This is a genomic window from Sphingobium xenophagum (assembly GCF_031457465.1).
In the GTDB taxonomy this organism is placed as follows: Bacteria; Pseudomonadota; Alphaproteobacteria; order Sphingomonadales; family Sphingomonadaceae; genus Sphingobium; species Sphingobium xenophagum_A.
Genome location: NZ_JAVDWV010000032.1, coordinates 1 through 20,343, shown reverse-complemented (window position 1 = coordinate 20,343; position 20,343 = coordinate 1). Strand labels below are relative to the sequence as shown.

The following is a 20,343-nucleotide window of genomic DNA, read 5'->3' as shown; positions in this document are numbered from 1 at the left end:
CCGGACAAGGGATCAATCAAAGGCAAAATCAAACGAGCAGGGTGGAACGATGCATTCCTTCTCTCAATGCTTGGTCATATGCGATAGCCCTGCCCGCCGGGGGAGGATGAATTATGCCTGTCCACCGCCCCAATCGTAACATTCTTGCCCGCCAGATAGATAAAAGGGCATATTGCGGCGCGCTTCCCCCTTTTCCCCCTGCCGTTACGGGTCTAGGGGGGGAGCCACTATGGTTAAACCCCGCACCCTCTATGAGAAGATCTGGGACGCGCATGTCGTGGAGCGTCGCCCGGATGGCACCTGCCTCATCTATATCGACCGGCATCTCGTCCATGAAGTGACAAGCCCGCAGGCGTTTGAGGGGCTTCGTCTTGCCGGGCGCAAGGTGCGGCGGCCCGACCTGACGCTGGCGGTGCCGGATCATAACCTGCCCACGACCCCGCGTCGCGACGCCGATGGCAAGCGCATCCCGATCGCCGATCCGCGGAGCGCGCAGCAGTTGGAAGCGCTGGAACGCAATGCGCCGGAGTTCGGCGTTCGCCTGATCGGGGACGCCGATGTCGAGCAGGGCATCGTCCATGTCGTGGGACCGGAGCAGGGCTTTACCCTGCCGGGCACGACGTTGGTATGCGGCGACAGCCATACGTCATCGCATGGCGCGCTCGGTGCGCTGGCCTTCGGGATCGGCACGTCGGAGGTCGAGCATGTGCTGGCGACCCAGACCTTGCTGCTCAAACAGTCGAAGACGATGGCGGTCGTGGTCGAGGGCGAACTGGGCTTTGGCGTTACCCCCAAGGATGTCGCGCTGGCGATTTGCGGGCGGATCGGCACGGCGGGCGGCACCGGCTATGTCATGGAATATCGCGGCTCCGTGTTTCGCGACATGTCGATCGAGGGGCGGCTGACGGTCGCCAACATGTCGATCGAGGCGGGCGCGCGATCGGGCCTGTTCGCGCCGGACGAGACGACCTTCGCCTATTTGCAGGGCCGTCCGATGGCGCCCAAGGGTGCGGATTGGGATGCGGCGGTGGCCTGGTGGCGCACGCTCGTCACGGATGAGGGCGCTGTCTTCGACAAGATAGTCGTGATCGACGCGGCCGACATCGTGCCGACCGTGACCTGGGGCACCAGCCCTGAAGATGTGGTCGCGGTGACCGGCGTGGTGCCGGACCCGGACAGTTTCGAGGATGCGTCGAAGCGGGCGGCTGCGCAAAAGTCGCTCGATTATATGGGGCTGACCGCCGGGCAGCGGATGGCCGACGTGGCGGTGGAGCATATCTTCATCGGCAGTTGCACCAACAGCCGGATCGAGGATCTGCGCGCCGCCGCCGCGCTGCTGGAGGGTCGGCGGATCGCCAGCGGGATCAAACATGCCATGGTCGTGCCCGGCTCTGGCCTCGTCAAGCGGCAGGCGGAGGCCGAAGGGCTGGATCGCATCTTCACGGATGCGGGCTTTGAATGGCGCGAGCCGGGTTGTTCGGCGTGTTTGGGCATGAACCCGGACAAGGTGCCTGCGGGCGAGCGCTGCGCATCGACCAGCAACCGTAATTTCATGGGTCGCCAAGGACCGGGTGCCCGCACGCATCTGGTATCGCCCGTCATGGCGGCTGCGGCGGCGCTGACCGGGCGGCTGACCGACGTGCGCGAATTATTGAAAGACCAAGAGGGGACGGCATAGTGAAAATGATATTCTGGCTGCTGACGGCCGGCGCGCTGGCAAGTGCGGCGATGGCCGCGACGCTGGGCCATGCCGAAGATGCGACCGCTGCGAAAGCACAGCAGGCGCGTTGATGGAGAAGCTGACGACCGTCGAGGGAAAGGCCTATCCGTTCGGGATGAAGAATGTCGACACCGACATTGTCATCCCCTCGCACTGGCTCAAGACGATTTCGCGCGCCGGGCTTGGCAAGGGCGCGTTCGAGGTGTTGCGCAAGGAACCGGGCAATGTCTTCGACGATCCGGCCTATGCGGGCAGCCCGATCCTGATCGCGGGCGATAATTTCGGCTGCGGCTCCAGCCGCGAACATGCTGCCTGGGCGCTGGGTGACCTGGGCATCAAGGTGGTGATCGCGCCGAGCTTTTCCGACATTTTTTCCAGCAATGCGTTCAAGAACGGCATATTGACCGTGGTGCTGCCGCAGGCGGCGATCGACCGGCTGATGGAAGTCGCGCGCAGTGACGAAATTCACGTCGACCTGGAACAGCAGACGGTCACGACGCAGTTTCAGGATCGTTTTGCGTTTGAGATCGACCCTTTCCGCAAACATTGCCTGCTGGGTGGCCTGGACGAGATCGGCCTGACGCTGGGCGATGCGGACGGGATTGCCGTCTATGAAAAGAGCGTTGCGCAGGATCGTCCCTGGATCATCCCCGCCGTTGCGTAATCGCGCGCTTCTGCCTATCTGATTTTTTCGATATCCGCTTTGAATAGGGCTTTTGGGCATGACCACTTTCGACGATCGCGAACGGGCCTTTGAAAATATGTTCGCGCACGACCAGGAAATGCAGTTCCGCATCCAGGCGCGACGCAACCGGCTGCTGGGCGAATGGGCCGCAGCCAAGATGGGCCTGACGCCCGAAGAGACCGACGCTTACGCCAAGGCGGTGGTGCAGGCCGATTTCGAGGAAGCGGGCGACGAGGATGTTATCCGCAAGCTGGTGGGCGACATGACATCGGCCGGTATCGAGATTGACGAGCCGGGTGTTCGCGTCGCGCTGGAAGAGCAAGCGGTGATTGCCCGCCGCATGTTCATCGAAGCACAGTAAGGCCGCCTGCAATGCCAATGGCCGCCGACGAAATTGCCGACATGATTCGCGCCGCCATTCCCGATGCGCAGGTTGAGATTACCGATCTGGCCGGAGACGGCGACCATTATGCCGCGCGCGTGGTCGCGGAAAGTTTCCGGGGCATGAGCCGGGTGGCGCAGCAACGGGCCGTCTATGCGTCGCTCGACGGGCGGATGGGGGGCGTGCTGCACGCCTTGCAACTGACCACGGCGGTTCCCAACTAGCACCGCATGGATAGTATGCGTCGGCCTATCGCGACGCCAGACAGGAATGGACTTTCGATCATGACCGACGCCGTGCATCAGCGCATCGCCGACCTTGTGGGTGCCCATGACGTGGTGCTTTTCATGAAGGGCACGCCGCTCTTTCCGCAATGCGGCTTTTCGAGCCGCGCGATTGCGATCCTGGAGCATCTAGGCGTTGCCTATGACACGGTGGACGTGTTGCAGGATCAGGCCGTGCGGCAGGGGATCAAGGCCTTTTCCGACTGGCCGACCATTCCCCAGCTTTATGTGAAGGGCGAATTTGTCGGCGGCAGCGACATCATGATGGAAATGTATGAAGCGGGTGAACTGCACCAGTTGATGACCGATCAGGGCGTCGCCGCCGCGAGCTGATCGCGTCGGATAAGGCGAGATAGAAAAGGGCGGTCCGGTTCGGGCCGCCCTTTTTCGTCCGCGGCGTATGGGTTGGCCGCCACAGCGGCATTTTGCTGATTGACTACAGCCGTAATCGGTGCGATTACAGATGTAGTTGAACGGGAGCGCGGGCGCGTGGCGGACATAGGCGACAAGATCAGCGAAGCCGAGTTGGTGGTGATGGAGGCGCTGTGGGAGCAGTCGCCGCAGACCGCCACCGATGTCGCCGATCGCGTCGCCGCCGCGCGTGACTGGAGCGTCCAGACTGTCAAGACTTTGCTGTCGCGGCTGATGGCCAAGGATATCATCGCCGCCGATCAGGATGGTCGCCGCTTTCTCTATCGGCCGCTGGTTGCGCGCGATGACTATGTCGCAGGCGAATCGGGGCGGCTGGTCAATCGCCTGTTTGGCGGTCGCATTTCGCCGCTGGTCGCGCAGTTGGCGAGCCAGGATCAGTTGACGGCGGAGGATATCGCCGAGCTGGAGGATATCCTCAAGGGGCTGAAATCATGAGCGTCTGGATCGTCGAAACGCTGATCGCCACCAGTTTGCTGATGGCGCTGGTGATGCTGCTGCGCCGTCCTGTGGCGCGCTGGCTGGGGGCCGGGGCGGCCTATAGTTTGTGGCTGTTGCCGTTGCTGCGGATGATGCTGCCCGTATTGCCCCAGGAAATGGCAGCGCCATCGCCACTGCACATCGCGGTCGATCAATCCGGCTTGCCGGGATTGCTCGCGCTTTCCAGTGAAGCGCAGGCGGCATCGGCGTCGGGCTTCCCTTGGCTGGAGGCAGGGATTGCGCTGTGGTTTGCCGGATTGCTGGGCTTTATCGTGGTTCAGGCGGTGGGCTATATCCGCTTTCGTCGTCATATGATGGATGGCGCTGTTCTGCTGGGGCAGGAGGGGCGTATCCGCACGATCGCCAGCCCACAGGCGTCGGGACCACTGGCCTTTGGCGTGATGCGGCCGATGATCGTCCTGCCGATTGATTTCGCGCAGCGTTATGATGATCTGGAGCAGGAAATGGCGGTGGCGCATGAGCGCGCGCATCATGAGCGCGGCGACCTGCTGGCCAACATGATCGCTCTGCTGTTGCTCGGCATCCATTGGTGCAACCCGATCGCCTGGATCGCTTATCGCGCCTATCGCGCCGACCAGGAAACCGCCTGCGATGCGCGCGTCCTCTCGCTCTATGGTCGCGACCAGGCCCATGCCTATGGCCGCGCTATCCTGAAAGCCGCGGGCGGGCGACAATTTGTCGCTGCCTGTCATCTCAATCGCATTGCTACACTCAAGGGGAGGCTTGCCATGCTTTCGCGCCATGAAATTTCGCTCCAGCGGATCAGTTGGGGCATGGCCGCCGTTGCCATCGTCACTGCCACAGGCCTTGCGCTCACCGCATCGGGCAGTCGCGCGGCGCGGCAGATGGCGGCGATCAGCGAAACCGTTGAATCCGCCGATCTGGCCCGACTGAGCGATCTGGTCGCCCGGCCTGCTGCCGCCTCCGCGCCGACCGTGCCCGATGTTGCGGCGGCACCGGCGGTTCCCGATGTGCCCAAAGCGCCGACTGCCGCGACCATCGCCGCCGAAACCGAGCCGCTGCCGCCGCCCATGGTACCGCCAGCGCCGATCGTGCCTGCCGCCGACATGATCGCGCCGTTGCCGCCCGTGCCCCCTGCTCCGCCTGTGACCTGGCGCGCGGAAAAGGCGCGGATCGAGGCACGCCGTGCCAACAAGTGGGAGCAGGCCCGGCCCATCCCGACCGAGGCAGACATTGCCCGCATGGTGCCGGTGGTGGATGTCCGCAAGGGCTGCGAGGGCAATCAGACGGTCAACCAGCGCGAGACGGTGGACAGCAATGGCCGCCGGACCATCCGGGTTCGCATCTGCGAAGCGCAGATCGAGGCGCAGGCGCTGCGATCAGCACGCGCCGGTCTGATGGCGACGCGAAGGAGCGTGGTGCGTGCGACGAATATGTCCGATCGCATTCGCGCCGACGTGCTGCGCGATCTGGACGAGGAAATCGCGAAGATCGACGGTCAGCGCGACTGACGGCGCACCGTCAGCGGCTGAGGATGCGGGCTACGGCGACGAAATCCTCGACGCTGACGGTTTCGGCGCGGCGTTGCGGGTCGATGCCGACCTCCGCCAGCGCATCGAGCGCGCCGGGCAGCCCTTTGAGGCTCTGGCGCAGCATCTTGCGGCGTTGGCCGAAGGCAGCGGCCGTGAGCCGTTCCAGCATCTTGAGTTGAACGCCGTCCGGCGCGGGTTTCGCGGTAATATGCACCACCGCCGACATGACCTTGGGCGGTGGGGTGAAGGCGCTGCGATGCACTTTCATCGCGATCCGCGCCTCGCTGCGCCACTGCGACAGGATGGCGAGGCGGCCATAATGGTCGGTGCCGGGCTGAGCGACGATGCGTTCGGCCACTTCCATCTGGAACATGAGCGTCAAGCTGGACCACCAGGGCAGCGGTTCCCACGCCGCCGACAGCCAGCCGATGAGCAGGGGCGTGCCGACATTATAGGGCAGGTTGGCGATGATATGCGCGCCGTCGCCAGCCTCGGCGCGGGCATCCACTTCCATGGCGTCGCCCGACAGGACACGCAACTGGCCGGGGAAAGCCTCTTCCAACTCGGCGAGGGCAGGCAGGCAGCGGTGGTCGCGCTCGACCGCCACAAGCCGTGCCCCTGCACGCAGGATGGCGCGGGTCAGGCCGCCGGGACCAGGGCCTACCTCGAAAGCGGGCTGGCCGTCCAAGGGGCCGGGAATGGTGGCGATCCGGTCGAGCAATTGTTCGTCGAGCAGGAAATTCTGCCCCAGCGCCTTGCTGGCGGCAAGACCATGGCGGGCGATGACATCGCGCAGGGGTGGTAGCGCCGGGCGGGTGTCAGCCATGCGCGATGCGAGCGCGGGCAGCGGCTTCGGCCATGCGGATCGCGGCGATCATCGCACCCGGATTGGCGCTGTCGGTCCCGGCGATGCCAAAGGCGGTGCCATGATCGGGCGAGGTGCGGACGATCGGCAGGCCCAGCGTGATGTTGACGCCATCATCGAAATTCAGCGTCTTGATCGGGATCAGCGCCTGATCATGATACATGCACAGCGCCACGTCATAGGTTTCGCGGGCGCGGGCGTGGAACATGCCGTCGGCCGCCAGGGGGCCGACAATGTCGAGACCTTCGGCACGCAGTTGCTCGATCGCGGGGCGGATGATCTCGATTTCCTCGCGGCCCAGCGCGCCATTTTCCCCGGCATGGGGGTTAAGGCCTGCCACCGCGAGGCGGGGCCGGGCGATGCCGAAATTCTTTTGCATCCCCTTGGCCGTGGTGATGGCGCGGGCGCGGATCAGGTCGATGGTGAGCGCGGCGGGCACATCGGCCAGCGCGATATGGATGGTGATCGGCACGACTTTGAGCGACGGCCCGGCCAGCATCATCACCGCATTATGGGATGATACGCCGCAGCGTTCGGCGACGAACTCGGTCTGGCCCGGATGGGTGAAGCCGACGCCATAAAGCTGTTCCTTGCCGACCGGGGCAGTGACGATGCCAGCGGCGGAGCCGGAGCGGGCAAGGCCGACCGCGACTTCGAGCGCCTGAAACGCGATGCGCGCGCCATCGACGCTGGGCGACCCCGGCACGATCTCGCCAGCTTTGGCGATTTCAAGGCAGGGGAGGCCGGTCGCAAAGGCTGCCATCGCTTCTTCGGGCGCGCTGATCGGGGTGATCGGGCCGAGCCAGACCGCGCGCAACGCGGCGGGATCGCCCACCGCGAAAAAGGGCGCAAGGCCGCGTGCCTCCCGCATGACCCAGCTTTTGGCGACGATCTCCGGCCCGATTCCGGCCGGATCGCCCAGCGGCACCGCAAAGGGTGCTAGAGAGACGACATCAATTATATTCGATCACCGCGTCGCGCCGCAGATCGCGCAGATAGATGCGCGCCCGCTTGTTGACCCGTTCCTCTTCCAACTGCGCCTGGATCTGTTCCGCATTGGGCGCATTGGCCGATGCCGGATCGTCGCGGCCGCAGACGATCAGCACGCGCACACCGTCGGTGATGGACCCGAAGGGCGGGGTGGCTTCGCCGACCTGAAGATTAAGGAGAATATCCTGCAACTGGGGCGGCAGGTCGCGGATCGCCACATTGTCGTTATCGACCACGTCGGCACCGATGCGCGCGCCCACTTCATTCGCCTGGCCGCAGCCCTTGATCTCCTTGATCGCGGCGGCGAAATCGGCGGCCTTGGCACTGGCCTGCTGCGTGCTCGTGCCCTTGGGGAAAAGCACGGAAAGCTGCTTGAGGCTGAGCAGCGAATCGCGCGGATCAGCGGTCAGCACTTTGCGCTTGTCCATGACGTAGAGCAGCGACATGCCGCCGACCGTTTCAATGGGACCGGCGATCTGCCCAACCTGCATTTCCGCGGCGGCCTGCGCCAGTTCGGGCGGCAACTGCGCGGGGCGGACCCAGCCCAGGTCGCCACCGACAGCCGCCGTCGATGCTTCGGAGAATTGGCGGGCATAGGCGGGGAAGCTGCCGCCCTGCTGAATCTGCTGAATGATGTTGCGGGCGTTGGCGATGATCTGCGGCCGATTTTCCGGTGTCGCCGACAGATAAATTTCGCCGATCCGATATTCATCGCTGCCCTTGGCAGCGTTCAGCCGGTCGACCACCGACTTCACTTCATCTTCCGACACATTGACGAAGGGCTGGATATTGCGACGGAGCAGGCGGCTCCAGGCCAGTTCGCCTTCGATCTGGCGCTTGATGCTGGCCGCCGAACTGCCCTGCGTGCGCAGATAGGCTTCGAATTGTTCGGGCGACAGGCGGAAATTGGCGGCGACCCGCTCGTAACTCTGCTGCACTTCGGCAGGGTCAATCCGAATGTCGTTGGCGGCGGCTTCCTGAATTTGAAGCGTTTCGTCGATCAGGTTGCGCAGAACCTGAACGCGCAGCCGTTCCTTTTCTTCCTCTTCCACCTTGCCGCCATTGGCGGTGATGATCAGCGCGAGCCGCTGGTCAATATCCGTGCCGGTGAGGATACGACCGTTGATGATCGCGGTCGCCTTGCGGACATTGGGGTCGCTCTTGCCGAAAACCGTGACATTGTCGGGCAGGTTGAGTTGCTGGTTCGCGACTTCGCCACCGTCATCGACGATCTGCGCGACGACGCCCTGGACCCCCATGCCCAGCAGCGCGCTGGAGGCGAGCGCCATGCGCAGGCCGGAGCGAAGGGAATGGCGGATGCGGTAAGGCAGGAAAACCAGGGGCAGCATCGTCGGCAAAAATCTCCAATACGGTCCTGCGCCAATGCGCCGGTCCGCCTTAACCAGTCCTGACGGGACGCGGGAAGGCTGATCCTTATATGCCAATATTGCGGAAAGCTAGCCGTAGCTGGAAGCCATTGCCCTTTCGCGCGTCGCCATTGGCCACATAATCGCGCCGCCAGGTGAGGCCAAGCGTCAGACAATCATCCTCATAGGCGACGCCCAGCCGGTGGCGGACCGGCTGATAGCCGTCGGCCGCGCTGAGCGGGTCTTCCTTGGCATCGGTGAGGTCAATGACGGTCGACCCGAAGGCCGACCAGAAGCGGGCGAACTGCACCCGGCCGCCCAGCCGTATTTCCTCGCGATCCTGCAAATCCTCCAGCGTCGCGTCGGCATCGCGATTGAGGCGCAGATAGCCGACCATGACATAGGTGCTTTTGCTGCCCACCGTCGCGTCGACTTCGTTGCGGCGAACCGCCATGCTGCCCTTGTCCAGGCGGAATCGGTGGGTCAGGCTGATAAAATCCTTGTACCGCGCCGTAACGCGGCCAACGATATCGGACGTGCGGCCTGACAGGCCGGTGCCTTCAGGCAGGATGCTTTCCCGGTTGGTCAGGCGATAGCTTTGCCCGACAATGCTCTGGAGCGAGAAGTCAGGCAAGGCGAGGCTATATTCGAGGCCATAGGTGATACGGGTCGAATCCTCGAACCGATCATAGCCTGCGAAGCGGTTGAGCGCGAAGAGGTTGCTATCCTCCAGATCGACCGCGCGGGCATCCTCATTGGGCAGCGACAAATTGGCGAGGTGCGGCGCGGCGACGATCTGAACGCGCGGAGCGAGGCGCTGCACGCCGCCAAAGGCTTCGCCGACGAACGGCCAGCGCATGTCCACGGCGGCGGCCGCAATACCGCGGCCCTGCCAGCCGGGACTGCCCGCATAGCTGGGCACGGTGGTCAGCGCATTGTCGCTGCTATGATAGGCGTCGCCACGCAGATAGCCGGTGAAGGTCACCTCCTGGCCCAGGCCGGTCAGCGTGCGCAAATTCCATTCAGCCGCCGCGAAGGCGCGCTGTGTGTCCTGACCATGGGTACGTGTGATGGCCAATGTGTTGGCCTGCAATTGCAGCACGCCGCCCAGCAGCGGGTCATTCACCCGCAGTCGATAGTCGATCAGCGGCAGGGCGATCGGGGTCTGCCCCTGCGAATCGCCGGCGCGCAGTGTTTGTACGGCCCAGCCGCGAATCGAGAAATAGCTGTTGTCGCCAATCCGTTGCGCGCCCAGGGTCGAGCGGAGTCGATCGTCGCGGTTGATGTCGTAACGGCGCAGGAAGGTTCGGTCGGAGGCGAAGCGGATCGACCCGTCCAGGCTCCATTCCGGCGTCAACTGCATGGCGCCGGAAGCGTCGAGATAGCCACGTATGTCTTTTTCCGCTTCGGTCGGAAGGGTTCCGATCGGCGTGTCGCCCGTCGCCACGCGGCTGCCATAGGTCAGGAAGCCCGTGACCTGATAGGCACCGCGATCATAGAGATGGCGGTAGTTCGCCTCCAGCATCGGCAGCGCATTGGTATAGACATGCGGGGTGACGGTAAGATCGCGATTGGGCGCGAGCTTGAAGAAATAGGGCAGCGCGACTTCGAAGCCATTATTGCGGTCATAGCGCAGATTGGGCATCAAAAGCCCGCTGCCGCCGCCTTCGCCGACGGGATGGGACAGGCCGGGCAGGGGGATGAGCGGCAGGCCGAACAGTTCGATATTGGCGTTGGTATAGCTCACCCGCTCGCGGGTGGGGTTATAGACGACCTTGACCGCGTTGATCTGCCAGGTGGGCTCCTTGGGGCAGCCCTTGCTGTCTTCCACCGCGCAGCCCGTATAGGCTGCCCGTTCGAGCGTATAGATGCCGTTGACCCGCGTGCCCCTGGTCGAGGCGAGCCGCCCCCCCGACTGGAGGACCAGCAGCATATTGTCGACCATGCCGTCCTTGAGCGTGTCCGTCACATCGAATCGGTCGCCATAGGCGATATTGCCGTCCGCATCGGTGAGCGAGACATTGCCGAGCGCTTCGACCTTGCCGGTCTCGCGGTCCCACACCACCTTGTCGGCGCGCAGGCGGTTGCCCTCGCGCAGCAATTGAACGCTGCCGGTCGCGGTCACGACCTCCGCATTGCTGTCATATTGCAGCGCGTCGGCGGCGAATCCGATCTGGTCGTCACTGGTGGGAACAGGCGCGTCGGGCGCGCTGATGGGGGTCTGCGGCTCGTTAAGCTGCTGCGCCAAGGCTTGGGGAGCCAGCGCCAGCAAGGGCAGGGCACTGCCCAGCAACAGGGCGGAACGAAACGGGAAAAGGGGCGTGACCAACAAAAAGAGCCTCAAAACGGGGGCGCATATCGTCCCGCCTATCGCATTGCTTCGCCCGCGCCGCAATCATGCGACCATGGTCTTTTGCGCTAAAATCGGTCGAACGGCTTTGCCAGACACGGTTCGCCGCACTATCTGACGAACATCAGCGGGCCAGACGCCCCGAAAGCCGTCCTCACGCCAAGAAAAGGTCCATCCATGGATATCGCCTTCAGCCCGACCCGCCCCGACACTGACAGCCTGGCCTTTGCCGTTGCCAAGGGCGCGCTGGCCAGCCTGCCGCTCGCCGCGTCCGCGACGCTTGTAGCCGGTGCGGCTGCTGCGCGCTTCACCGGCGAAGCCGGGTCGAGCTTCGAGTCTTTCGTGGAAGAAGAGGGCAAGACATTGCGCATCGTGCTGGTGGGCACGGGCAGTGGGAGCGACGCCGACATGGAGCGGGCTGGCGGCGCGCTGGCGGCGAAGCTGCTGAGCAGCGGTGCGACCCATGTTGCGGTGGAATATGTCGGCGATGTCACGGGCGAGGGCGCAGCGCGATTTGCGTTCGGCGCGCTGCTGCGTAGCTGGCGGATCGACACTTATCGCACCAAAATGCCCGAAAAGGCCAAGCCGACGCTGGAAACGGTGACGATCGTGTCGGGTGCTGCGGGCGCAGCGTGGGATCGTTGGGCGGCGGTGGCGGCGGGTGTCGCCTTTACGCGCGAACTGGTGTCTGAACCCGCCAACATCCTCTATCCCGAAAGCTTCGTGGAACGCTGCCGCCATCTCGCTGATCTGGGCGTCAAGATCAGCGTGCTTGACCGCGCGGCGATGGAAGAATTGGGCATGGGGTCGCTGCTCGGCGTGGCGCAGGGGTCGGTGCGCGAAGCGCGGCTGCTGGCGATGGAATGGGACGGCACCGGCGGCACGTCGGACAAGCCGGTCGTGTTCGTCGGCAAGGGCGTGACCTTCGACACCGGCGGCATCTCGATCAAGCCGGCCGCCGGCATGGAAGACATGAAGTGGGACATGGGCGGCGCTGGCGCGGTCGCTGGCGCGATGAAGGCGCTGGCCGGGCGCAAGGCCAAGGCGCATGTCGTGGGCATTTGCGGGCTGGTTGAAAATATGCCCGACGGCAATGCGCAGCGGCCGGGCGACATCGTGACCTCCATGTCGGGGCAGACGATCGAAGTGCTCAACACCGATGCCGAAGGGCGGCTGGTGCTGTGCGATGCGCTGACCTGGGCGCAGAAGACATATGCGCCGGAAGTGGTCATTGATCTGGCGACGCTGACCGGCGCGATCCTGGTGTCGCTGGGCGATCAATATGCAGGTCTCTTCTCGAACGACGATGGCCTGTCCGATGACCTGATTGCGGCGGGCAAGGCCAGCGGCGACGAATTGTGGCGCTTCCCGCTGTCCGACGCCTATAACAAGCTGATCGACAGTCCGATCGCCGACATGAAGAATATCGGGGGACGTTATGCCGGGTCGATCACCGCGGCGCAGTTCCTCAAGCGCTTCATCGACGATGGCGTCAAATGGGCGCATCTCGACATTGCCGGCATGGTATGGTCCGACAAGCCCGGCGCGACATGGGACAAGGGCGCGACCGGCTATGGCGTGCGGCTGATCGACCAGTTGGTGGCGGACAAGTTCGAACGCTGATGCAGGTCGATTTCTACCAGCTAAGCCGCGATCCGGTCGAACAGGTGTTGCCCGCCATCGCGGCGCGCATCCTGGGGCTGGGCGCGCGGTTGCTGGTGGTGGCGGATACGGCCGACCGGCGGGAGCGGATATCGCAGGGGCTATGGGCAGGGCCGCCCGAAAGCTTTCTGACCCATGGGCAGGCGGGGGAGGGGCATGAGGCGATACAGCCCATCCTGCTCGCCCCGACCTGCGCGCCCGCCAATGGCGCGCGGCATGTGGCGCTGGCCGATGGCGTGTGGCGTGACGAGGCGCTGGAATTCGAGCGCGCCTTTTATTTTTTCGACGCCGATACGATCGAGGGCGCGCGCGCAAGCTGGCGGGCACTATCGAAGCGCGAGGGCGTCGAGCCGCGCTTCTGGCGGCAAGAGGGGCGAAAATGGGTACAGGGGCCATAGACCGCCTCCGGTTTAAGCCTCTTGCAGCGCAGCACGGCCCCGTCTACAGGCGCGGCCAGCATTTCCACCCATTCGGAGTATCGAGGGCCATGGCCGTCACGCGCACCTTTTCCATCATCAAGCCCGACGCGACCCGTCGCAACCTGACCGGCGCCGTCACCAAGATGCTGGAGGAAGCCGGCCTGCGTGTCGTCGCTTCCAAGCGCATTCGCATGAGCCGCGAGCAGGCCGAAGGCTTCTATGCCGTTCACAAGGAACGCCCCTTCTTCGCCGACCTCGTTGCCTTCATGATTTCCGGCCCGGTGGTCGTCCAGGTGCTGGAAGGCGAAAATGCCGTGCAGCGTAACCGCGACATCATGGGCGCGACCAACCCCGCCAATGCCGACGCCGGCACGATCCGCAAGGAATTGGCCGAATCGATCGAAGCCAACTCGGTCCATGGTTCGGACAGCGAAGAAAATGCCGCGATCGAAATCGCTTATTTCTTCAAGCCGGAAGAAATCGTCGGCTAAAGCCCCGAACCTTTCGAGCGGAAAAAGCCCGGCCCTTCCATGAAGGGCCGGGCTTTTTCGTGGGGCCGCCTCAGTTGCGCGCGGTGATGACCGCCGCCCAGCGCGCGTCAACCTGTGCGGCGGGGGATTTGCCGGTTTCGCGCGTGACGAGCGAAAGACCGCGCAACGCTACATCATGCCCCGACAGCCATCGGCCCGAAATGCCATAGCCGATATCATAGATGGCGCGGTCTTCCCGCGTTTCGCCATTCACGACAAAACGGGTGGTGATGAACACGGGCAGTTGTTCGTCGCCTACGCTATTGTCGGGCAGCTTGGCTTTGTCCCGCGCCCGCTTGAGGGCATTGTCGAACCAGCGTGCCTCGATCCGCGCTTCGCCGGTGGTGGATATAGGCGCGATGCCGAGCGCTGCGGGGAACAGAAAGGTCTGGCCTTGCACGACCTGATCTGTGGCGGCCGGGGTCAGCACCAGTCGCTTGCCATCCTCCGCCCTGGCATTCAGCACGAGCTTGGCGGCGCGGACGGATGCCTGGCGGCTTTCGAGTGCCTTCTCGGCGCGCTCGTCCTGCTTGTTGGACCAGTTGAGATAGAGGGTCAGGCCGGAAATGCTGACCGCCAGCAGCGCCAGCATTTCGCCCAGCGTGATCCAGCGGCGGCGAATCGCGGCAGCTTCTGCGGCACGCTTTTCGGTGGGGGTGTCGGGCGTGTCCGTCATTGTCTTCACGCCACCTGCGGCTGCACCTCGAAGCGATCAATCACCCAATCTTCCGCCTGCGCGCCGCCAATCCATTCCTGCATCCAGGGATGGGCGATGATCGCCTGCATATAGGCCTGCGCGAAACGGGCGACGGGCAGTTGGTAGGTGATGAAGCGGGTGACCACGGGCGCGAACATGACATCGACGGCGCTGAATGTACCGAACAGAAATTCGCCTTCGCCACCATATCGGGCGCGTGTCTGTGCCCAAAGCTGCATGATTCGAAAAATATCCTGCGCCACCGGCTCCGATGGCGGCACGGCATCATAGATGCGGCGGATGTTCATGCTATGCTCGCGGCGTAGCGCGGCGAAGCTGCTGTGCATTTCCGCTGCCATCGACCGGGCCATGGCGCGTGCGCCGGGGTCGGTTGGCCAGAACAGGTCGCCGCTGGTTTTTTCGTTGAGATATTCGATGATGGCGAGGCTGTCCCACACGACGATATCGTCGCCGTCCCACAAGATAGGCACCTTGCCGGAAGAGGGCGCGAACTCGTCGCCTTCACGCCGCTTCTCCCATGCCTGATCATAGAGCGGGACCACGACTTCCTCAAAGGGCAAGCCCGACAGCTTGCACGCCAGCCAGCCGCGTAGCGACCAGCTTGAATAGGCCTTGTTACCGATAAACAGCTTCATCATGCCCCCTCTTAGACGGGAGGAGCGCGGCAAGTCGAGCGGGAAGCCGAGCCGGAATCGAATCGGCAATAGTTCTGTGTTAATTTTCAGATAGCTAGTGAAAATGGGATGACCGCTAAGGCCCCCAGAAAAGCCCCAGTTCGTTATGGCAGGAATCCGGAATCTCATTGGGATACCAAGTACTTACCACAAGGCTAGGCATAAGGGAACGGACAATGAATGCAGTTGGGGTGAGCGGATCAAACAGGGTGGCCGCCCCTTAACTGCGGCTTTGCTCACGTCCGACCATCTTGCCGCTGTCTTTTATTGGACGTTGCAAAAGGCCAATTGCGGAATGTTCGGTTAGAAGCGATTACGCCAAGATAATAGCCGTTCGGTTAGCTCATTATGACAAATTGAAGTCATGCCAATGCCGTAGCGCGAATGTCTGTTTTTGACGAACGCTGTCGTTGGCCACAAATAGGAGGTCCGATTACGATCGCCTTGTCGCTTCCTACCTGGGAAATTAGGTAAAATCGAGCTTCTCCCATTTGGAACCAACACGCGATAAATGCAGTTACCATATGTTAATGTTTGACCTGTCTTTATAAGACAAACGCTGTCTGAGCGTCCGTAAACTTCGATGCCTTCATGTTACGCCTCCTTGCCCAGACAAGGAAATCTGAGACTGAAAACTCTCGCTCAAAATGACCCAGTTTTCAGGTCGCAGAGCAATAGCGTCCATCGACATAAATCAAAGGATCGACTACACCTTCCGCCCGGACCTCCCGCACATCACCGATGAATATTGCATGCGTCCCATGATCGATTTGGCGCGCGTTTATGCAAATGAAAGACGCCTGGGCATCGGAGAGAAAAGGCAAACCGTCGGGGCCTGCGGTCCAGTTGCCAACCTCGAACCGCTCTTCGCCCTTCAACTTGCCTCCGCAGGCGGCGGAGATCGCCGCATGCGAACTATGCAGGATGTTGATGGCGAAATCGCTTCCGCTCGCCAGTGCTTGGAACAACGAGGCATGCCGGTTGACGCAAACGAGCATTGATGGAGGATCCAAACTCAGTTCGCTTACCGCGGTCGCCGCCATCGCATAACGCTTGCCGTCATAGCGGCAGGTGATGACGACCACCGCCTTTGCCAGTCGACGCAGTGCATCGCGCATAGATGCTGCTACCGTATCCATTCAACCTGTCTCCATGGGAAATCTGCGCCAGGCGACAAGGAGGCCGCACAGCATCAAAAATGGCGTCGCGTCGTCAAAAAGGCGTGTGTACAGGGCCTAGGTCTGTTCACTGCGCCGACGAGGCAGTGCAAAGGGATTTTTTCGCGGTGACTTGCGTTTGACCAAGGCCCGGAGCTGCGTCAGCAGGTTCTGTAAAGGTGGACTTTCCCTCCGCCCTGCCCCGTAACTCGGAGCCTTTCTGTCTCACCCTCGTTGTTGCAAATAATTTGCTAGGCCGCCTAGGTCTGATCGATCAAGCCCATAAGTCCGTAGTGATGATGATTAGACTGTTTAGGCCACACCTTCGTTTTCGGCTTTGATCACCTTATCGATCCAGCGCCGTGCACGCACGCCACCAATGTCGCTGGAAAGCACGGCCGGCTTGAGCGACCACAAGTCAGATGTGCCCATGTATTCTTGAACCGCTTCGATCATCGGGCTGTCTTCGGTTGCAAAGGCTTGCCTGGTAGCTGTTGCGAACAGCGTGTTCTGCTCAGCATCGGCGTTCATATAGTCACGCCGCACGGCATAGAAATAATGGGTTTTGAATTCGCTCTCCGGCGTCATGAAGTGCATCGCGTTGATCGAAACGCCATCTGCACGGTGCGCCCCGCTAGGGGTGCTGCCTGCATGGAGCTTCATCGCGCTGGCTGGTTCCCAGTCTATGTCGATCCAACCATCGGCTAGGTCTACGTCGGGCATACCAATTTGGAAGAACTGCATCGGCTTGCTCGCCGACCATTCCCAACTGATCCGGAAGCCGCGATTGGTTTCCTTTATGGCAGGTCGTTGCGAGGCAACGGCCTCTCCAGTACCCAGCAAAGGATGCAGGAAATCGGAATGGCTCAGATCGAGGATATTATCGACCATGAGCAGATAGTTGCCCTTGGTGTGTAGTCGGCCCACAAATAGCCCGTCCTCGGGGCCTTCGTCGATGAAGCCGAAGTCTGGAATCAGAGCGTCGTCGGCAACCTCGGCATCACCCATCCAGACCCAGATCATGCGATACCTTTCGCGCGCTGGATAGGACCTTACATGTGCGAGTGGCGGGATTGTGCCATCGCCGTGCGGGCTGCGTATGCACGTTCCCTGATTGTCGAACATCAACCCGTGATAAGGACATGTGACCGTGTCATTGACTCGCTGTCCCTTGTGAAGCGGGGCGAAGCGGTGAGGACAGCGATCACTCATCGCCGCAATTTCGCCATTCTTCGTACGGTAGACCATCACGGGTTCGTCCAGCAGGATCCGCGCAAGCAGAGCGTCTCCCTCAAGCTCTTCGGAAAGAGCTGCGATATACCAGGCGTTTCGAACAAATTTCATTGTTTGCCTTCCTCTTCGGAAATCCGGCCTTGGCCACAGTGCCCATGATGCCTCTGGAAGAGTGCTTCGGGTCGCATGGACTTTCATTGTTCCAGGCTGAACTTAACACCGCCATCCCGCCACACCGTCCAGTATCCTAACGATGGCCGAGCACGCCATGGCCGTAGCGAGTTAGCGCGATGTGTCTCAACCCGTTTCGCGATCCATCCATTTCTGGACAATCCTTCGCGCCTGGATGCCGGCGGTATCCATCTTCACGCTAACCTCGCGGGGTGCAACCGGGCTGGTTTTGCGATCTTCTGCAGCCTGGATCGCCACGATCATCGCTTCATCTTCTTCGAAGCCAGTCTGGATGAACTTGCTAAACGCATCCAGCTCTTCCGGCGATCGACCGTGATCTCGGCCAAGCACCCAGAAATACTGCATCGTGTTTTGATTGATGGGCGTCGTGGCGTGTGCAACGCGGAAACGCCCCGTCACGGCATTGGTTTTGGGATCAAGGAAATCGACCTGGCCGCGTTGAAGCGCAGGAGATTCAAACGAGCCGTAGTTGTCCCGATCGTAAGGGATGCCTGGAGGCAGGCCCAAGGGAACGGCGTACGCTGGGGACAACGGACTTTCTTTGAAAAACTGCCTGTAAGTGGCGGTCGTATCGTTCGCCGTAAACTCCGGTAGGTCGACCCAGTCGGTAATCTTAAAGGTTGACGCGTGGACATAGCCGAAATGAGTTAAGTCCAGCACATTCTCCTTCAGGAGCATGTAGTTCGCCTTGATTTCCATTCGTCCCTTGATCATTCCGAAGCTGTCATCCTCGGCCCATTCCAGCACGGGGGGAGGGGGCACATCATCAATCACGGACTCGTCGCCGAGGTAGACCCACACATACGGGGGCTTCTCGATCACGGGAAAAGCGCGAATGCGGGCAGATCGCACCGCAGTGCGGGCCGAGGGCACCCAGGTATTGGCACCGGACCTGTCGAAGCGGAACCCGTGGTAGCCGCACTGAACTTCATCACCCTGAAGGCAGCCAAGGGATAGCGGAGCGGCCCGGTGGGGGCAACGATCTTCCAGCGCCACAACGTCACCCTCTTCAGAGCGATAGAAGAGCACCGGCGTATCGAGCAGCCAACGACCAAGCAGTTCCCGACCGACTTCGCTGGAAAAGGCACCAACCCACCAGCAGTTCATGGGATAGTTACGCTCGGCAGACGGGCGAGGAGCCGCCCACGTAGCGGGCTTCTCCTTGCTCGAGTCTTGGTTCGTTGTTTCAATTTGCAAGATATTCTCCCATTATCAAATCTCCCCAATGTGCCTTCCATCTGAATGGCCCAGCCATTCCAGAGACTTTAGGCTGTCTGGGGCATTGCTGCGAACCGGTCGGCAATCCAATCTGCGATAAAACTGCGCACCGGCTCCATCACGTCCGCGCTTATGTGTTCGATACCGCCTTCCTTGCGCGTGAAAATGCGCAGTTCCCGATGCGGACTTGCGGTAGCCTGGTCATAGCTGCGATGGGCGTACTCGACCGGTATCTGGCGGTCGTTTTCGCCGTGGGTGATGAGGAAGGGCACCCTGATTCGCTCGACAACGCCGTCAAGGGATATGCCTGTAACGAAGTTCATGTACGTATCGATGTCGGGTTGGCCCCAGACCCACATCACGTGATCCCAATAATGCGGAACGGGATTCTTGCCCTCGCGTGCCATTCTGCGCTTCTGCATCTCCCCCCAGCCGTGATTGGCACCCCAGGCGACACATAGCTTGAAGCGCGGCTCGAAGGCAGCAGCGCGCGGCGCATAGTACCCGCCCAGTGACCAGCCTGCCACGCCGATCCGATCAGGATCGACGTCGGCACGCGCTTGCAGGAAATCGACGCACAGGGAGGCCCACTTCTCCGTTTCGATGATGGCTGGAAGGTTATTTAGCCGAAGGGCACCCCCCACTCCGGGCTGATCGACCACGAGCACTGAGACGCCACGCGCTCGAAAATCGGAACAGACGTGAGAAAGGTAGGCCATTTCCTTGACGCCATCGAGCCCGTTGACGAAGACAATGCAGGGTGCCGGTCTGCCGTCCACCGGCTCTGCAACCGACAGCAGCGCGGGCAGGAACGAGCCCCGGTACGGGATATCGACAAGCTCGCAGGGTTCCTTGTTCAGTCGGATGAACTTTGCGAACATCGCCAGCATGCGCTCGTACGCAACTTTACGTGACGACGCGGTGCGCTGCTGAAGACGTTCGACGGTCATGTAATACACGCAGGCGCGGCGATATTTGGCCGCTGCACTGAGATCGTGGCCAGCCGCCTCGTCGATTTCGGCCATGTCGGCCACGCGGTCGGCAAGGGCCGTCCAGCTCGCAACAAAGGTCGCCAGATTGTCTTCATCGCTGGATGCGTCCGCGAGTACCGGACGATTGGCTTCGTCAATCTCCCCAATTGCGGCACCCATCGAGAGTGCGAGATTGACGGACAAGTTCCAAATATATTTTTCGGCAAAAGGCTCGAACATCGCTTAGGGGGCTCTTTTCTCGTTTGATGACGGCTGGCGTGAAAGACTAAGCCGCACTGTAGCCTTCACTACTCGTGCCGAGAAATTTATAATGAATATGGAAGCTATTCGAACCTTTGATGCGGGAGCGGAACAAGGTGCGCAGGCAATTTCATTACCTCTCATGCCTAGGGTCCAAACCCAATCACCCTCTTGAAATTTCGCCCACACATTGATCCAGGGAGTCTCCGCTGAGAGAGGAGGCTTTTGGGAATGTCGCGGTC

20 protein-coding genes are annotated in these 20,343 nt (G+C 61.9%); 10 read left to right on the top strand and 10 right to left on the bottom strand.

The features are described 5' to 3' along the window. Nucleotides 1-229 precede the first annotated feature (229 nt). The 7 genes from leuC to J2W40_RS19945 all read left to right on the top strand — a co-directional run bounded on the left by leuC (nt 230) and on the right by J2W40_RS19945 (nt 5,473). The gene (gene leuC / locus J2W40_RS19975) at nt 230-1,678 is read left to right on the top strand and encodes a 3-isopropylmalate dehydratase large subunit (RefSeq protein WP_310227714.1); all 1,449 of its coding nucleotides are present in this window, start codon (nt 230-232) and stop codon (nt 1,676-1,678) included. A gap of 112 nt (nt 1,679-1,790) precedes the next feature. Further along, a complete protein-coding gene (leuD, locus tag J2W40_RS19970; RefSeq protein ID WP_310227713.1) occupies nt 1,791-2,384 on the top strand; it encodes a 3-isopropylmalate dehydratase small subunit in 594 nt (197 codons plus the stop codon). A 58-nt stretch (nt 2,385-2,442) separates the two neighbouring features. After that, nucleotides 2,443-2,766 carry a DUF1476 domain-containing protein gene (locus J2W40_RS19965; protein WP_310227712.1) on the top strand — a complete coding sequence of 108 codons (324 nt, stop codon included), beginning with the start codon at nt 2,443-2,445 and terminating at the stop codon, nt 2,764-2,766. An 11-nt stretch (nt 2,767-2,777) separates the two neighbouring features. Next, complete coding sequence (locus J2W40_RS19960; RefSeq protein WP_037475732.1) at nt 2,778-3,011, top strand: BolA/IbaG family iron-sulfur metabolism protein; 234 nt, start codon at nt 2,778-2,780, stop codon at nt 3,009-3,011. A 60-nt stretch (nt 3,012-3,071) separates the two neighbouring features. Continuing rightward, nucleotides 3,072-3,404, top strand: a complete 333-nt coding sequence (grxD, locus tag J2W40_RS19955) for a Grx4 family monothiol glutaredoxin (protein ID WP_037475731.1) — start codon at nt 3,072-3,074, stop codon at nt 3,402-3,404. 165 nt (nt 3,405-3,569) lie between these two features. Then, nucleotides 3,570-3,938 carry a BlaI/MecI/CopY family transcriptional regulator gene (locus tag J2W40_RS19950; RefSeq protein ID WP_310227717.1) on the top strand — a complete coding sequence of 123 codons (369 nt, stop codon included), beginning with the start codon at nt 3,570-3,572 and terminating at the stop codon, nt 3,936-3,938. Further along, nucleotides 3,935-5,473 carry a M56 family metallopeptidase gene (locus J2W40_RS19945; protein ID WP_310227711.1) on the top strand — a complete coding sequence of 513 codons (1,539 nt, stop codon included), beginning with the start codon at nt 3,935-3,937 and terminating at the stop codon, nt 5,471-5,473. Before J2W40_RS19950 ends, J2W40_RS19945 begins: the two co-directional genes overlap by 4 nt. Before the next feature lie 10 nt (nt 5,474-5,483). On the opposite strand, the gene rsmA is transcribed toward J2W40_RS19945, so the two are convergent. From rsmA to J2W40_RS19925, 4 genes are all read right to left on the bottom strand, one after another. Continuing rightward, entirely contained in the window at nt 5,484-6,320 is an 837-nt protein-coding gene (gene rsmA, locus J2W40_RS19940; RefSeq protein ID WP_310227710.1) for a 16S rRNA (adenine(1518)-N(6)/adenine(1519)-N(6))-dimethyltransferase RsmA, read from the bottom strand. After that, nucleotides 6,313-7,320, bottom strand: a complete 1,008-nt coding sequence (pdxA, locus tag J2W40_RS19935; protein ID WP_310227716.1) for a 4-hydroxythreonine-4-phosphate dehydrogenase PdxA — start codon at nt 7,318-7,320, stop codon at nt 6,313-6,315. Before pdxA ends, rsmA begins: the two co-directional genes overlap by 8 nt. Then, on the bottom strand, nt 7,313-8,698 hold the full coding sequence (locus J2W40_RS19930) for a peptidylprolyl isomerase (protein WP_310227709.1): 1,386 nt from the start codon (nt 8,696-8,698) through the stop codon (nt 7,313-7,315). The genes pdxA and J2W40_RS19930 overlap by 8 nt, the downstream gene beginning before the upstream one ends. A gap of 85 nt (nt 8,699-8,783) precedes the next feature. Beyond that, a complete protein-coding gene (locus J2W40_RS19925) occupies nt 8,784-11,048 on the bottom strand; it encodes an LPS-assembly protein LptD (RefSeq protein ID WP_310227708.1) in 2,265 nt (754 codons plus the stop codon). 195 nt (nt 11,049-11,243) lie between these two features. Here J2W40_RS19925 and J2W40_RS19920 point away from each other — a divergent pair, with 195 nt between their 5' ends. From J2W40_RS19920 to ndk, 3 genes are all read left to right on the top strand, one after another. Then, nucleotides 11,244-12,689, top strand: coding sequence for a leucyl aminopeptidase (locus J2W40_RS19920; protein ID WP_310227707.1), 1,446 nt, complete (start codon nt 11,244-11,246; stop codon nt 12,687-12,689). Next, on the top strand, nt 12,689-13,126 hold the full coding sequence (locus J2W40_RS19915) for a DNA polymerase III subunit chi (protein ID WP_310227706.1): 438 nt from the start codon (nt 12,689-12,691) through the stop codon (nt 13,124-13,126). The genes J2W40_RS19920 and J2W40_RS19915 overlap by 1 nt, the downstream gene beginning before the upstream one ends. Before the next feature lie 89 nt (nt 13,127-13,215). Further along, nucleotides 13,216-13,638 (top strand): nucleoside-diphosphate kinase, encoded by a 423-nt coding sequence (gene ndk, locus J2W40_RS19910; protein WP_066857605.1) that lies wholly within the window; start codon nt 13,216-13,218, stop codon nt 13,636-13,638. A gap of 70 nt (nt 13,639-13,708) precedes the next feature. On the opposite strand, the gene J2W40_RS19905 is transcribed toward ndk, so the two are convergent. The 6 genes from J2W40_RS19905 to J2W40_RS19880 form a co-directional block, all read right to left on the bottom strand. Then, entirely contained in the window at nt 13,709-14,353 is a 645-nt protein-coding gene (locus J2W40_RS19905) for a hypothetical protein (RefSeq protein WP_310227715.1), read from the bottom strand. Nucleotides 14,354-14,358: 5 nt separating this feature from the next. Next, nucleotides 14,359-15,033 (bottom strand): glutathione S-transferase family protein, encoded by a 675-nt coding sequence (locus tag J2W40_RS19900; protein WP_310227705.1) that lies wholly within the window; start codon nt 15,031-15,033, stop codon nt 14,359-14,361. Nucleotides 15,034-15,728: 695 nt separating this feature from the next. Further along, entirely contained in the window at nt 15,729-16,187 is a 459-nt protein-coding gene (locus tag J2W40_RS19895) for a flavin reductase family protein (RefSeq protein ID WP_310227704.1), read from the bottom strand. 351 nt (nt 16,188-16,538) lie between these two features. Next, complete coding sequence (locus J2W40_RS19890; RefSeq protein ID WP_310227703.1) at nt 16,539-17,570, bottom strand: Rieske 2Fe-2S domain-containing protein; 1,032 nt, start codon at nt 17,568-17,570, stop codon at nt 16,539-16,541. A gap of 186 nt (nt 17,571-17,756) precedes the next feature. Next, a complete protein-coding gene (locus J2W40_RS19885; RefSeq protein ID WP_310227702.1) occupies nt 17,757-18,848 on the bottom strand; it encodes a Rieske 2Fe-2S domain-containing protein in 1,092 nt (363 codons plus the stop codon). 68 nt (nt 18,849-18,916) lie between these two features. After that, nucleotides 18,917-20,080 (bottom strand): alpha/beta hydrolase family protein, encoded by a 1,164-nt coding sequence (locus tag J2W40_RS19880; RefSeq protein ID WP_310227701.1) that lies wholly within the window; start codon nt 20,078-20,080, stop codon nt 18,917-18,919. Between the last annotated feature and the right edge of the window lie 263 nt (nt 20,081-20,343).